The following is a 13095-nucleotide window of genomic DNA, read 5'->3' on the forward strand; positions in this document are numbered from 1 at the left end:
CTTACCGCCGATTGGTGTCGATGTCATGGAGACTCACGCCAAACCGGTCGTCAAGCGCGCGGACGACGTAACCTACGAAACGCTCACGAAGGCGGAGGGCACCCGGAAAGCCGTTATCCTCGACGAGTCGGACGGCACGCCAAACTTCCGGATGCGACGCTACCAACTCGAACCGGGCGCCGAGGTGCCGAAACACACCAACGGCGTCGAACACGAGGTGCACACCGTCACCGGCGAGTACGTCGTCGGACTGGACGACGAGGAGGTTCGGGTCTCGGAGGGTGATTCGCTGTTGATCCCGCCGGGAACCGTCCACTGGTTCCGCAACGAAAGTGACGAAGCGAGCGAGTTCATCTGTATGGTTCCGAACGGCGATGCGAGCATCGAACTGATCGACGACTGAGACGGGTCGGTGCATCTGTTCCCCGGTCGTCGCCGTCCCCGTGGTCCGACGGCCGGACATGACTGACAACGGTCCGTATGAGGGGGCGTCCGACGCCGTCTCGCCCCTGCTCGGATCATCCTTCGCCGCTTCCTGCACCCCGGTTCGTCCCTCTGAACGACGTTGGCCAGCAGTCGGTAGGTTTGTGACCCCGGCAACAATAGTTAGATTATTAATATTTGCTGCGCTAACGTCACGCTGGGGGGAAGGTGCCTCTGACACGCCGACCGGAGGCCGATTCATTCGGTTTCTCCGTACTGCCCCCCGCTGCATCGGCTGGGGATGGTGGCGGTGTGGGGGCCCCGGACCGCCACCAACCCACCGACGCTTTTGGCCGCAGACCGACCGGGCCTCCCGACGCCCGTCGATCCCGCCGGTCGCCGACGGCATCGCTCCCGTGGGGACGCGGTCGTCGCACGAGCGAAACGAGTCCGGGCTGGTGTCTCGCCGTACTCTCGCAGCGTGTCGTTCGCCGCCGATCCCTCCGCGCGGTCGGCGGCGTCCGCGGTGGCGCTCGTGGCGCGGCTCCACCGGGTGTTGTCGTCGGTGACGAATGGGGTACCTCTATCAGATCCGTGCGGCTAGTGGCGAGTAACCGATGCATTTCCCACCTGGGCCAGCGGGGACATTTCGAACTCCGACGGCTGTCGCACCGACTTCGCACCGTCGCCCGAGTCACGGATGGGAAGGTGTCACGGCGTGAACTCGGCGCTCCTCTTCGGTCTGGGAACGATGATTGCGTGGGGGTTCTGGATCACGCTCGGCGACATCGCGTCGAACAGCATCGATCCGGTGACCGCCGCCGCCATCTCGTACGTCGCCGCGGCTGTCGTCACCACCGCCTACGCCGTCGTGTCCGACGCCTCGCTCGTGGTGACGAATAGGGGTCTGCTGTTCTCCGTCGTTGCGGGTGTGGCGGCCGCCATCGGCGTCGTCTCGACGTTCGTCGGCGTCTCCGTCGGATCCACCGCGGTGGTTGCGACCATCGGTGGGATGTACTTCGTCACGGCGGCTGCCATCGGCGTCGCCGTTCTCGGCGAGCCGATCTCGCTCACGAAAGTCGCCGGTATCGGACTGGCCGTCGTCGCCATCGTCCTCATTAATCAGTAATCGAAGCGTCCACACGGGGCTTTCAGTCTCGCTACGTTCGGCAGGAAGAGCCGGTGGCGGGGATCGTGAACCACGGTCGTTCCGCTTCGCTCCACTCTCTGATTCAAATCCATCCGTGGCTATCGCTACTCACGTTGTTCGCAGCAGAAAGCCGGTGGAGGGATTTGAACCCTCGGCCTATTCCTTACGAAGGAATCGCTCTGCCAGCTGAGCTACACCGGCGCGCACTCCACCGTACTGCCATGACTCAAATAAGGGTTCCGAAACGCCGCGCCCTCACCGAGACAGTCGCACGTCCAGACAGACGTTGAGTTCGTGTGGCGCGTAGGACCGAACCACGTGGCGCGTCAGCACGTCCACGTCGTATCCGGCGTGATCGGCCGCCTCCCGAATGGCTCGCTCGCCGGGACCGAAGGGGTCGTCCTCGTGTTGGATGTCGTAGTAGTGGAGGACGCAGTCCTCGCCGGCGAGGGTGACGGCGGCGTCGAGGAACTCGTCGGCGCTGTGCGGGAGGTTCATCACGAGCCGATCGGCCCAGCCCTCGTAGTCGGCCGCGACGTCACGGACGTCGCCCTCGATGGCGGTGACCGACTCCGCCACGGCGTTGCGGCGGGCGTTCTCGCGGAGGTACTCGACGGCGGCGGGGTTGAGGTCGACGCCGACGACGGTCGCCCCGCGGGCGGCCATCGGAATCGCGAACGGTCCGACGCCGGCGAACATATCCACGGCGTGTTCGCCCGCTTCGACCTGCGCGGTGACGCGGTGGCGCTCGGTTGCGAGTCGCGGCGAGAAGTACACCGTCGCGAGGTCGAGGTGGTACTCGAAGCCGTACTCGCGGTGGACCGTCTCGGTCGGCGAACGTCCCTCACCGTCGGCGTCCTCGTCGGTCGCGAGGACCGTCCAGTCGCGCACCCGGAGGTCGCCTTTCACCTTGGAGGCCCGGTTGAGGACCGCCCGGACGGGGAGGTCGGAGTCGAGGATGGCTTCGGCGACGCGGCCCGCCCGCTCGGGGTCGTCCGCGTCGAGGATGGCCACGTCGCCGAGGCGTTCGTAGGAGGGCGCGAAGCCGAGCACGTCGGCGGGCGTCTGCTGGCGGTCGTGGGCCGGCACGTCCCGGTAGATCACGTCGTACTCGTCGTCGACGGCGTCGGGATCGGTCACGGGGAGGTAGAGCAGCCCCTCGTCGACGACGATTTCGTGGTCCTCGTCGACGAGGTCCGCCGCGGCGAGGGCCTGCCGAGTCTCCTCGCCCGCTTCCCGGGGGACGCGAACGCACGGCCGTTCCATACCGACGGGTCGCTCCCCGCGGGAGTAAGCGTGACGTTTCCCCCCGGCGATCAGGGCCGGGGGCCGTCCGACTCGAAGTCACCCGACAGCGGGCTCTCACCGTCCGCGGAGTCGCCGGCGACGGCTGCGCGCACGACTTCGACTACGTCGGCAGCGTCGACGACGGTCCCTCGCTCCCGGAGTTTCGCGTCCGCCCGCCGACCCGCCGATCCGGCGTGGTTGCGCGTCTCGAACGGTCCGCCGTCGACGACGATGGGGCGAGTCGCCGCGGCGGCAGCCCGGAGGTTCGGTAGGTTCCCCTCGGCGACGGCGATGGGGGCAACGACGACGGCGTCGGCCCGTCGCATCCGTCGCTCCACGGCCGCGCGGGTCTCGTCGTCGACGGGGGCGTAGGGCGCGACGGTCACGAGTTCGGCACCGAGTTCGCGTGCCGTCTCGGCGTCCGGGTCCGTCGTTCCGACGGCACCGACCGAGAGGTCGACGCCGACCGCGTCGAGACGGTGAAGGAGTGGAGTGGCCGCGCTCCCGCCGCCGACGACGTGGACGCGTCCGGTGGCGTCGTCCGCATCGCGTTCGCCGGCGAAGGCGGTCACGGACGCCGTCCCGGTGACGGGGTGGGTCGTGACCGTCGCTCGCGCGTCGAACGCCGCCTCGATTGCCGAGCCGGTGAGCACCGACTCGGGCGTGCCGGCCGCCCGGATCGACCCGCCGGCGAGCAGGCGGAGTTCGTCACAGTACCGCGCCGCCAGATCCAGGTCGTGGATGGCGGCGACGACGGTGCGGCCCTCGTCGACGAGGTCAGCGACGAGTTCCAGCGTCCGCACCTGGTGGTTCACGTCGAGGTCGGAGGTGGGTTCGTCGAGGAGGAGGACGGGCGTGTCCTGAGCGAGCGCGCGGGCGAGGAACACCCGCTGGCGTTCGCCGCCGCTCACTTCTGTCACGGGACGGTCGGCGAGGTCCGCGACGGCGGCGCGATCCATCGCCTCCTCGACCGCCCGTCGGTCGGCCGGGGTTCGGGATCCGAGTCGGGCGACGTGCGGGGTTCGACCCATCGAGACGATGCGTCGCACGTCGAACTCGAACGTCGAGGCGGTGGACTGTGGGACGGTCGCCACGAGTCGGCTCGCCGCCCGCGAGGAGAGGTCGGCGAGTCGCTCCTCGGCCACGGTGACCGTCCCAGAATCGGGGGATAGCGCCCCGTTGATCGTTCGGAGGAGTGTCGTCTTGCCGGCCCCGTTGGGGCCGACGAGGCCGACGAACGTCCCGGCCGTGATGCCCGTCGACACCTCGTCGAGGACGGGCACACCACCGAAGGCGACGGAGACGCCGTCGACGTCGATTGCGGCGGCGGTCACGGCGTGTGCACCTCCCGATTGCGGAGCAAGTAGAGAAAGAAGGGCGCGCCGACGGCGGCGGTGACGATTCCCACGGGGAGTTCGGCGGGGCCGGAGCGGGCGATGGTGTCGGTGGCGACGAGGAACGAGGCCCCCGCCAGTGCGCTCGTCGGCAGGAGGATGCGGTGGTCCGGTCCGACCAGCAGGCGCATGACGTGCGGGACGACGAGTCCGACGAAGCCGATGACGCCCGCGACGGCCACGGCGGCCGCAGTCAGGAGACTGGAGACGGCAAGGAGGAGGCGTTTGGTCCGCTCTACCTCGATACCGAGGGAGTGAGCGTCCTCCTCGCCGAGGAGGAGGACGTTCAGATCACGGGCGTACGCGAGGAGGGCGAGAAAGCCCGGCACGACGACGGCCGCCGCGACGGTCGCCTCGGTCCACGTGCTGTGGTGGAGATGACCCATCAGCCAGTAGATGGCTTCCCGGAGGTCCCGTCCCGCGTTGACCAGAAGGAAGGAGACGACGGCGCCGAGGAAGGTCTGGACCGCGATGCCGGCGAGCAGGAGCGTCTCGACGGGCGTCCGGCCGCCGTCGGTCGCGAGCAGGTAGACGCCGAAGGCGGCGAGCAACGCGCCGACGAAGGCGGCGATCGGGAGCGCCAGCGGTACCGTGACCGGCGCGACGATGGCCGCCACGGCGCCGGTCGCCGCCCCCGCGGAGACGCCGACGATGGATGGATCGGCCATGGGATTGCGGAAGAACCCCTGCATCACCGTCCCCGCGGACGCGAGCGCGAAGCCGACCACCGCACCGAGGGCGATCCGTGGCATCCGGATCGAGAGCACGATCGTCCGGTGAGCCTCGGGTGCGTCGGCCGTCCCACCGAGGAGCGACGCGAGCGCGATGTCGGCGACGCTCCCGACGCCGATACGCACCGGGCCGATGGTGGAACTGACGAGCGTCACGGCGACGAGCACACAGCTCAACCCGCCGACCCACGCACCCGTCCGCACGCCGACGTTCATACCTACGAAGGCCTCCTTGCAGTAGGTAAATACTTGTTGTATACCGCTCCCGATCGGTCGTGAGACGGTCCCGAATCGGGGGTCGGGTCGGCCGCTGGTCGACGTCGGGCGGCCGGGCGCCCCATCCAAAACCGTATTAGGGCCGGCCCGCGGCGTGTGGGTATGGTGGAGAACGTCATCTGGCCGGCCTATCTGGACGCGACCAAGAGTCGCGCGGAGGGGCGGCGCGTCCCCCTCGACGAGGCCGTCGACGACCCGACCGTCGACGAAATCGCCGAATCCGTCCAGCAGGTCGGCTACGACGCGGTCATCGAACGCGACAAGACCTATCCGCGGGAGTTCGATCCCCGTGGTCGCGTGCTCGTCAAGGGGGCGGACGACGCCTCGAAGAACGACCTCGTCCAGGCCATCGCGGCCTACGTGGCGATCCTCCGGGACTAATGCGTCGCCTGGGAACCGTCACCCGTACCGCACAGGGCCTCGCCATCGTCCGCTGTGACGACGACGCACCCGACATCGGGACGATGGCCGTCGACGAGTCGCTCTCGACGGTCGGTCGCGTCGTCGACGTCTTCGGCCCGGTCGACCGTCCCTACCTCGCCGTCTCGCCCGACGACCACGTCGGACTGCCCGACCTCCTCGGGACGAAACTCTACGCGCGATGAAGCGGACGGATCGCCTGGCGAAGTCACAACGGCCAAACCACCCCCCGACCAAGGGGCGCACATGAACGCACGGGAGGGCCGGGGCGTCGCCGTCGCCGCGGCGCTGTTTTTGCTCGTCCAGGTCGGTGCGCTCGCGATGGTCGGTCCCTTCGAGACGGCGGGCTATCAGGCCGTCGAGGATCCCTCCGATCCGACCAACAGCCTCGTCTACTTCGCCGCCATCCTCGTCGCGACGGGCCTGATGCTCGCAGCCTTCAAGTACGCCTTCGAGCGAGCCGTCCGGGCCGTCGTCGTCCTCTCGAGTGCCCTCGTCTCGTGGTACGTCTTCGGCGTCGTCGCCCCGCCGCTGGTCGTCGTCGGCTCGGTCAACCTCCTCGCCGTCGCCCTCTCCGTCGGCGTCGCCGTCGCCCTACTGGTCTACCCCGAATGGTACGTCATCGACGGAGCCGGCGTCGTAATGGGTATCGGCGCCGGCGCCCTGTTCGGCATCAGTTTCGGCCTCCTGCCCGCCATCGTCCTCCTCTCCGTGCTGGCGGTGTACGACGCCATCAGCGTCTACGGCACGCGTCACATGCTCAGCCTCGCCGAGGGCGTGATGGACCTCCACGTGCCCGTGATTCTCGTCGTCCCACTCACCCTCTCGTACTCCCTGCTGGAGGACGACTTCGGCGGTGCGAACGAGGTTCACGAGAACGGAGACGGGTCGGCGACGGGGGACGGGAACGTGGGTGACGACACCGACGACGTCGAACCCTCGGAGCGCGACGCTTTCTTCATCGGCCTCGGCGATGCGGTGATGCCCACGGTCATGGTCGCCAGTGGCGCCTTCTTCTCGCCGGCACCGTCGCTCGGCGTCGCCACGCTCCCGGCGCTCAACCTCCCCGCACTGCTCGCGATGGTCGGCACGTTCCTCGGCCTCGGCGTCCTGCTCTGGGCCGTGATGAAAGGCCGCGCCCACGCCGGTCTCCCACTCCTAAACGGTGGCGCCATCGGCGGGTACCTCCTCGGGTCCGCCCTCGCGGGCGTCCCCCTCGTCCGGGCGCTCGGCCTGGCGCCGTACCTCTAGTCGTTGCCGGCGCGCACCTTGACTGCCATCCCCGACTCGAAGTCACGCATAGCGTCGGCGGCGAGTTCCGCGCGACCGACCGCCAACAGGTCACCATCCGCGTGAACCACGGCCACCTCGTCGGTCGGTCGCACGTCGTCGTCGACGTCCCGGACGAACTTCGCGAAGACGTTCTTCCCCTCGCGGACGAAGGGTTCGCTCTCGGAACCGACGACGACGCGCGCTCGCGGGTCGTCGAGGGCCTCGATGAGCCGCCGCCCGCCTTCCAGGCCGAGCGTGAAACGGCCGTCGGTACCGTAGGAGACGAGACGTCCGTCGTCGGCGCGGACCTGCCGTGGCCGTCCGCTCGTCGAACGGGTCACGGTCTGGTCCTCGGCTGGCGGGAAGAGTGCGCGCCCCGCACCGGCGCCGAACTGGTAGTCGGCCACCGTCCGCAGGCGCGGGAGTTCGTCGCGAGTCATGGGCGTCGTCGCACGGCCACGGCAAAAGGCTTCCCGGGTCCGTCGTGGCGCCGGGCGAGTTCCGGGGTGCGTGGACGGTGTTCCTCGTTCGCGGTCGGTCCCTCGTCGACGCCGTCCACCACAACGCTTAGCCCCCGACCGACCCGACGACCGATATGGCACACGAACTGGGCGAGAGCGACTGGGGGGACTGGCTTCCGACCGCCGTGGCGGCGGCGGACCCCGACACGGTCGCGGTCTGGTATCTGGGCTGTAACGGCTTCGTATTGAAGGGGAGCGAGGGGACGACGCTGTTCGTCGATCCCTACTGTGGGCTCGGCGACCCGCCGCGGACCGTGCGGATGCTGCCGGTCCCCTTCGATCCGACCGACGTGACCGACGCCGACGCCGTCCTCGCCACGCACGAACACTCCGATCACGTCCACGGGCCGACGCAGGCGCCCATCCTCGCCGCGACGGGTGCGGACTACTACGCGCCGGACGCCAGCATGGCCGTGGTGGACCGGGCCGGGTGGACCGACGACTGGGGCGTCGTCTCCGAACAGTTCGTCACCGTCACCGAGGGCGACGAGTTCGACGTCGGCGAGTTCACCGTCCACGTCGTGCCGGTGAACGACCCCGACGCCGACCACCCCGTCGGGTACGTCTTCGAACACGACGCCGGCACCGTCTTCCACGGCGGCGATACGCGACCCGACGAGTCGTTCCCGGACCTCGCCGACCGGTTCGACATCGACCTCGGGGTTCTCGCGTTCGGATCGGCCGGGACCATCCTCGACAAAGAGACCCGTGAGCCGACGCGAACGCAGTGGTACGCGACCGAGAACGAGGTGATTCGGGCGGCGAACGCCCTCGAACTCGACCGCGTGCTCCCGAGTCACTGGGACGTGTGGAAGGGACTGAACGCCGATCCGACCGCCCTCCACCACCACGCTCGGAGCTTCCCGTATCCCGAACGACTGGAGGTCGTCGAAATCGGCGACCGGATCGACCTCTGATACCGTTTATGCTAAGTCATTACCGACGGGGTGCCGGACCGTCTCGGCCCCCATCGGGAAACCGTTACAATACCCCGTACGAGACGGACAGTCACGAACCCTTCGTGACCGTCAGCGAACGGTGAGGACCGGTGCCGAACTCGTGCGGATCACCCTGTCGGTCACACTCCCGAGGACGAACCGGTCGAACCCCGTCCGGCCGTGGGTCCCCATCGTCACGAGGTCGATTCCCTCCGCGTCGACGTACTCGCGGATCGATCGGTGAGGCGTCCCCTGTTCGACGTGGGTCCGCGCGTCGAGCCCACCCCGCTCACACCGATCGGCGATCGTCTCGACGGCTTCCTCGTGGGTGGCCTCCAGATCCTCGACCACGTCCGGAACGCTCATTCCGATGCTCGACGCGCCCGCGAGCGCCCCGATATCGATCACCGACAGGACGTGAACGGTCGCGCCGTAGCGCTCGGCGATGGCGATACCGTGATCGACCGCTGCCGTCGCCGCCTCGCTCCCGTCGGTGGGGAGCAACACCGCCTCGACCGCCCCGTCAGAGGCCGAGTCGGCGCGGGCCGTGAGGACTGGAACGTCGCTCGTGCGGACCACTCGCTCGGTTACGCTCCCGAGGAGCACGCGGTCGAGTCCGGTCCGGCCGTGGGTCCCCATCGCGATCAGATCCGCATCGTGTCGGTCGGCGACGTCGAGGATCGTCTCGTGGGGGCGTCCCCGCTCGACCGTCGTCCGGACGGCGCCGCCGTTCGACGTTGCGGCGAGTCCCTGGAGCGCCTCCACTGCCTCCCGGGCGGCCTGCTCCAGTTTCTCCCGTCGCTCCCCAACCGGCGGATCGACGTCACCGAGTGCGCGGCTAAGTACCCCCTCTTCGACGACGCTCAGAAAGACGAGTTCGCTGTCGAACGCGCGCGCGAGGTCGATTGCGTGTCGTGCTGCCGCCTCGGCAGCCGCGCTCCCGTCGGTCGGCACGAGGATCGTATCGTACATCGATCGCTCACTCCCGGCCACTCCGCCGGCGGACCGCCAAGCGCCCACTCGGCGTCTTCCGTTCGGTTCGATACGAACGTTCCGTCCGGGTGTCACGAGAATCCATGCAATCCTGTAGTAGCGTTGATGGCATAAACGGCCGTGGCCGACCCCGGTCGCTGGGAACGAGCCGAGCGTGTCGACGCCGGTCGTCACTGGCGGCGTCGAGGTACCGGCTTGGGGGTGGGACCGCCGGATGTTTTATGCTACTACTGGGAAAGGTATGGCGCATGGCGAACGACCCAGACCCCGAGACCCCAGTGTCCGTGTCGACGGGGGAGGTACGCGTCGGGAAGACCTTCGAGGCCGACCGATTTCCGGTGCCGGCTATCGCCTTCGAAATCGAATCGCTCGCCGACGATCCGATCCGGATTCGGCTCGTCGATCAGATCCCCGAATCGTTCGCGATGGAGGGCGTGGGCTTCCATCCGGACTACGACAGCGGGAACTGGACCGCGTACCGTGACCACCGGGTCGCGTACGAGCGAACGCTCGATCCCGGGGAGTCCGTCCTCACGGTGTACGGAATCCGCATCGACGACCCCGAGGAGGTCGACCCGTTCCTCGACGAACCGTCCCTCGACCTGATCGAACCGGACGACGTCACACCCGGCTCCGACGAAGTACTCGGACGGGACACGACGCAGGTGGTCCGCGACGCCCTCTCCGGCGGGGAGTCGTCCGAACTCTCGGAGATGGGGTCCGCCGACCCGACCTCGGGTCCGGAGCCGCTCCTCGGCGGCCGCGACGCCGGGACGGCGCCGCCGCCGCGTGACCGCGACGGTGACCTCACCGCGGCCCTCGGTGACCGCGACGACTCCGTGACTGCCGTCGAGACGGGCGGTGGCGCCGACGCGGGAGGGACCGAGGACGAAGCGGACGAAGCGGACGACGCCGAGAAGCCGGAAACCGTCGCCTCCGCGGACGCCGCGGCAGCGCTCGACCCACGGTCGAGTGACGCGGCCGAGGCCGAGGACGCCGCCGGGGAAGACGGGGCGGCCGCTGCCGCCGGGGAAGACGGGGCGGCCGCTGCCGCCGGGGAAGACGGGGCGGCCGCTGCCGCCGGAGAAGACGGGGCGGCCGCTGCCGCCGAATCGACCGCGTCGGAGAGCGAGGCCGGCGGTCCCACGGCCGCGCCGGGCTCCGTCGCGGCCGCCCTCGCCGCCGAGATTCGCGAGGGAACTGTCGACGACGACGACCTGGCCGTCCTGCACGAGGCGTTCGAGGGGGAGGTTCCGACGAGCGTCGACGTACGCGTCGGTCGCCTCCAGTCACAGGTCGAGGACGTCCTCGCCTACCGTGACGCCCTCGCCGACTTCCTCGACGAGAACGGTACCGCCGAGGAGGTGCTCGGCGACGTGAGCGAGGAGGTGAGCGACCTGAACGACCGGATCGACGCCCTCGACGAGTCGCTGTCGGCGGCCGCCGAGGAGCGCGGTGTACTGCAGGCCGAGGCGGAGGACGCGTCCGCCGCTGTCGCCGACGCGAGCGAGCGGGTCGCGGCCGTCGAGGACGAGCTTGCCGGCGTCGAGTCGCGGCTGGAGCGGCTGGACGAGCGCCTGGAAGCCGTCGAAGCGCTCGAAGACGACATCGAGGACGTCCGTGCGGAACTCGACGACTTGCGGTCGTTCCGCGACCGCCTCAGCAGTGCGTTCGGGACTGACGAGGCGTGAGCGAAAAGCGCAATCGGTAAAGCCCGCCACCGCGTCGGGCCGACAATGACCGAGACGGTTCGGGTCGCCGTTCCACGCAAGGGGCGCCCGCTGGAGGCGGTTCTCGAACGGTTCGCCGCCGTCGCCGACGCCGACGCCCTGGCTGACGACGTTTCTTCGACGCTTCGCTACGAGAAGGCGGTCACCAAGGGTCTGTCGACGGCCGACCGTGACGTGTACGAGCGACTGGCGACGTACTCCGACCTCTCGGACCCGACACATCCCGAGTACACCCTCCTGCGCGACGACCGCGACGGCAAACCCCGACGGATCGTCTTCGACAGCGTGACCGTCCCCGTCGACGGCATGACGGTGGAGTTGATCGGGCGGGAGGAACCCTTCCGCGCGCTCCGCACCCACGAGTTCGGCCTCGGCTTCGACAGCGCCGACCTCGTGTTGGAGGAAGTCGTCACGCTGGGGGAGACTGGCGTCGAATCCATCGCCGACGTGAACGACCGTATCGATCCCCGCGACACCGACGTGCGGATCGAAACCGGGCTCGGCGATACGGTGTATCACACGTTACTCGCGACGCCGGAGATTCTGCCGCCCGGCTCGGACCTCGACCGCTCGTTCGTCGCCGACTACGCCGGCCCGCTCTGTATCTCTCCCCGGTACGAGCGACTCGTCCGAGCGATCCTCGGCACGGACGCGCTCGACGACGTAACGTTCACCTACCCCGATTCGTCGGTCGAGGAGGAGGCTGCCATCGCGGACGTCGGTCTCGGCGTCTACCTGACGATGACCGGGTCGACCGCTCGGGAACACGGACTGGTCGTGGGTGAGGATCTGTTCCCGAGCGAGACTGTGTTGATGGAGAACGTCGCGGAGACGAACGGGACTGCGAAGCGCCTCAAAACGGAACTGGCGGCCGCGGATCTGGAGACGGCGATCCGCCCCTAGGCGGCGCGGGCCGCGTCGGGGTCGGTGCCGGCTTCGAGTAACTCGGTGTACCGGTTGCGGACGGTCACCTCCGAGACGTCGCTCACCGAACAGACCTCCTTTTGCGTCACCTTCTCGCCTTCGAGGATGGACGCGGCGTAGAGCGCCGCGGCCGCGAGACCGACGGGACTCTTGCCGCTGTGGACGCCGCTCTCCATGCCCTCCTCGAGGAGCGAACGAGCACGGCTCTTCGTCTCGCCGTCCAGGTCGAGGTCAGAGGCGAAACGTGGCAGGTACTCGAGCGGGTTAGCGGGTTCGATGGCGAGTCCGAGTTCGCGGACGATGTACCGGTAGGCCCGCGAAAACTCCTTGCGCCCGACCCGACTGACGGGTTCGAACTCGTCGAGGCTTCGCGGCACGGACGCCTGCCGGGCGGCGGCGTAGAGCGACGCCGTCGCCATCGCCTCGATTGAGCGGCCGCGCAGCAAGTCGTCTTCGAGTGCGCGTCGGTAGACGACACTCGCCGTCTCGCGGACGTTCTCGGGCAATCCGAGCGCGGAGGACATCCGGTCGATTTCGCCGAGTGCCTGCTTCAGGTTGCGCTCCTGGGCGCTCTTCGACCGGAAGCGCTCGTCCCAGGTTCGGAGTCGCTGGAGCTTTCGGCGTTTGCTCCCGTCGATGGTCCGCCCCTTGGCGTCCCGGTCCTGCCAGTCGATGACCGACGAGAGGCCGTCGTCGTGGAGGAGTTTCGTCGTCGGCGCGCCGACGCGGCTCTTCTGAGCGCGTTCGCTGGAGTCGAAGGCGCGCCACTCGGGGCCGTGGTCGATTTCGTCCTCCTCGACCACGAGGCCACACGACTCACACACCGTCTCGCCGTGTGACTCGTCGACGACGAGGGCGGCGTCACACTCCGGGCAGACGTGTTCTGCCGTCTCTTCTTCCTCGCGGGCTTCGGTCGTCGTGTACTGTTCCCCGCCGATCTCTCGGTGGGTTTGGGGCTGCTGGCTCATGATTGTCGAGGGCGGCACGAGGCCGCGGTTGCCGCTTCCATCACCCTGTAGGATTGGTAGTATCTTAA

At 68.8% G+C, this 13095-nt stretch carries 14 protein-coding genes and 1 tRNA gene; 8 read left to right on the top strand and 7 right to left on the bottom strand.

The features are described 5' to 3' along the window. Positions 1-25 precede the first annotated feature (25 nt). Together V8686_RS13540 and V8686_RS13545 are read left to right on the top strand one after the other, a co-directional pair. Complete coding sequence (locus tag V8686_RS13540; protein ID WP_379704987.1) at positions 26-403, top strand: cupin domain-containing protein; 378 nt, start codon at positions 26-28, stop codon at positions 401-403. A 738-nt stretch (positions 404-1141) separates the two neighbouring features. Beyond that, entirely contained in the window at positions 1142-1552 is a 411-nt protein-coding gene (locus V8686_RS13545; RefSeq protein WP_379704989.1) for an EamA family transporter, read from the top strand. 149 nt (positions 1553-1701) lie between these two features. Here the strand turns inward: V8686_RS13545 and V8686_RS13550 are convergent. From V8686_RS13550 to btuC, 4 genes are all read right to left on the bottom strand, one after another. Continuing rightward, positions 1702-1774 (bottom strand) — tRNA-Thr (locus V8686_RS13550). Between the two features lie 54 nt (positions 1775-1828). Next, complete coding sequence (locus tag V8686_RS13555) at positions 1829-2839, bottom strand: class I SAM-dependent methyltransferase (protein ID WP_379704991.1); 1011 nt, start codon at positions 2837-2839, stop codon at positions 1829-1831. 50 nt (positions 2840-2889) lie between these two features. Then, complete coding sequence (locus V8686_RS13560) at positions 2890-4194, bottom strand: ATP-binding cassette domain-containing protein (protein WP_379704993.1); 1305 nt, start codon at positions 4192-4194, stop codon at positions 2890-2892. Next, on the bottom strand, positions 4191-5201 hold the full coding sequence (btuC, locus tag V8686_RS13565; protein ID WP_379704995.1) for a vitamin B12 ABC transporter permease BtuC: 1011 nt from the start codon (positions 5199-5201) through the stop codon (positions 4191-4193). The genes V8686_RS13560 and btuC overlap by 4 nt, the downstream gene beginning before the upstream one ends. A 162-nt stretch (positions 5202-5363) precedes the next feature. Here btuC and srp19 point away from each other — a divergent pair, with 162 nt between their 5' ends. From srp19 to V8686_RS13580, 3 genes are all read left to right on the top strand, one after another. After that, positions 5364-5642 carry a signal recognition particle subunit SRP19 gene (srp19, locus tag V8686_RS13570; RefSeq protein WP_379704997.1) on the top strand — a complete coding sequence of 93 codons (279 nt, stop codon included), beginning with the start codon at positions 5364-5366 and terminating at the stop codon, positions 5640-5642. Further along, positions 5642-5866 (top strand): H/ACA ribonucleoprotein complex subunit GAR1, encoded by a 225-nt coding sequence (locus tag V8686_RS13575; protein WP_379704999.1) that lies wholly within the window; start codon positions 5642-5644, stop codon positions 5864-5866. The genes srp19 and V8686_RS13575 overlap by 1 nt, the downstream gene beginning before the upstream one ends. A gap of 61 nt (positions 5867-5927) precedes the next feature. Beyond that, positions 5928-6932 (top strand): presenilin family intramembrane aspartyl protease PSH, encoded by a 1005-nt coding sequence (locus V8686_RS13580; RefSeq protein WP_379705001.1) that lies wholly within the window; start codon positions 5928-5930, stop codon positions 6930-6932. Here the strand turns inward: V8686_RS13580 and V8686_RS13585 are convergent. Further along, a complete protein-coding gene (locus V8686_RS13585) occupies positions 6929-7393 on the bottom strand; it encodes a PUA domain-containing protein (RefSeq protein WP_379705003.1) in 465 nt (154 codons plus the stop codon). The two genes, V8686_RS13580 and V8686_RS13585, sit on opposite strands and share 4 nt — an antisense overlap. A gap of 167 nt (positions 7394-7560) precedes the next feature. On the opposite strand from V8686_RS13585, the gene V8686_RS13590 reads away from it, so the two are divergent. Then, the gene (locus V8686_RS13590) at positions 7561-8391 is read left to right on the top strand and encodes an MBL fold metallo-hydrolase (RefSeq protein ID WP_379706602.1); all 831 of its coding nucleotides are present in this window, start codon (positions 7561-7563) and stop codon (positions 8389-8391) included. Between the two features lie 111 nt (positions 8392-8502). Here the strand turns inward: V8686_RS13590 and V8686_RS13595 are convergent, their stop codons facing one another. Next, positions 8503-9384, bottom strand: coding sequence for a universal stress protein (locus V8686_RS13595; RefSeq protein WP_379705005.1), 882 nt, complete (start codon positions 9382-9384; stop codon positions 8503-8505). Positions 9385-9653: 269 nt separating this feature from the next. Between V8686_RS13595 and V8686_RS13600 the strand changes: the two genes are divergently transcribed. Both V8686_RS13600 and V8686_RS13605 read left to right on the top strand, forming a co-directional pair. After that, positions 9654-11096 (top strand): hypothetical protein, encoded by a 1443-nt coding sequence (locus tag V8686_RS13600; protein WP_379705007.1) that lies wholly within the window; start codon positions 9654-9656, stop codon positions 11094-11096. Between the two features lie 45 nt (positions 11097-11141). Beyond that, entirely contained in the window at positions 11142-12038 is an 897-nt protein-coding gene (locus V8686_RS13605) for a hypothetical protein (RefSeq protein WP_379705009.1), read from the top strand. Here V8686_RS13605 and V8686_RS13610 read toward each other — a convergent pair. Then, positions 12035-13027, bottom strand: a complete 993-nt coding sequence (locus V8686_RS13610; protein WP_379705011.1) for a transcription initiation factor IIB — start codon at positions 13025-13027, stop codon at positions 12035-12037. The two genes, V8686_RS13605 and V8686_RS13610, sit on opposite strands and share 4 nt — an antisense overlap. Between the last annotated feature and the right edge of the window lie 68 nt (positions 13028-13095).

Origin of the sequence: Haloplanus litoreus (genome assembly GCF_045690335.1) — an archaeon.
Classification (GTDB): domain Archaea; phylum Halobacteriota; class Halobacteria; order Halobacteriales; family Haloferacaceae; genus Haloplanus; species Haloplanus litoreus.

What these genes read in the sequence shown, in the direction of transcription:
- V8686_RS13600 (WP_379705007.1), top strand. Translation starts at nt 9,654, where the DNA reads ATGGCGAACGACCCAGACCCCGAGACCCCAGTGTCCGTGTCGACGGGG.
- V8686_RS13605 (WP_379705009.1), top strand. Translation starts at nt 11,142, where the DNA reads ATGACCGAGACGGTTCGGGTCGCCGTTCCACGCAAGGGGCGCCCGCTG.
- btuC (WP_379704995.1), bottom strand. Translation starts at nt 5,201, where the DNA reads ATGAACGTCGGCGTGCGGACGGGTGCGTGGGTCGGCGGGTTGAGCTGT.
- srp19 (WP_379704997.1), top strand. Translation starts at nt 5,364, where the DNA reads ATGGTGGAGAACGTCATCTGGCCGGCCTATCTGGACGCGACCAAGAGT.
- V8686_RS13540 (WP_379704987.1), top strand. Translation starts at nt 26, where the DNA reads ATGGAGACTCACGCCAAACCGGTCGTCAAGCGCGCGGACGACGTAACC.
- V8686_RS13610 (WP_379705011.1), bottom strand. Translation starts at nt 13,027, where the DNA reads ATGAGCCAGCAGCCCCAAACCCACCGAGAGATCGGCGGGGAACAGTAC.
- V8686_RS13595 (WP_379705005.1), bottom strand. Translation starts at nt 9,384, where the DNA reads ATGTACGATACGATCCTCGTGCCGACCGACGGGAGCGCGGCTGCCGAG.
- V8686_RS13555 (WP_379704991.1), bottom strand. Translation starts at nt 2,839, where the DNA reads ATGGAACGGCCGTGCGTTCGCGTCCCCCGGGAAGCGGGCGAGGAGACT.
- V8686_RS13575 (WP_379704999.1), top strand. Translation starts at nt 5,642, where the DNA reads ATGCGTCGCCTGGGAACCGTCACCCGTACCGCACAGGGCCTCGCCATC.
- V8686_RS13585 (WP_379705003.1), bottom strand. Translation starts at nt 7,393, where the DNA reads ATGACTCGCGACGAACTCCCGCGCCTGCGGACGGTGGCCGACTACCAG.
- V8686_RS13580 (WP_379705001.1), top strand. Translation starts at nt 5,928, where the DNA reads ATGAACGCACGGGAGGGCCGGGGCGTCGCCGTCGCCGCGGCGCTGTTT.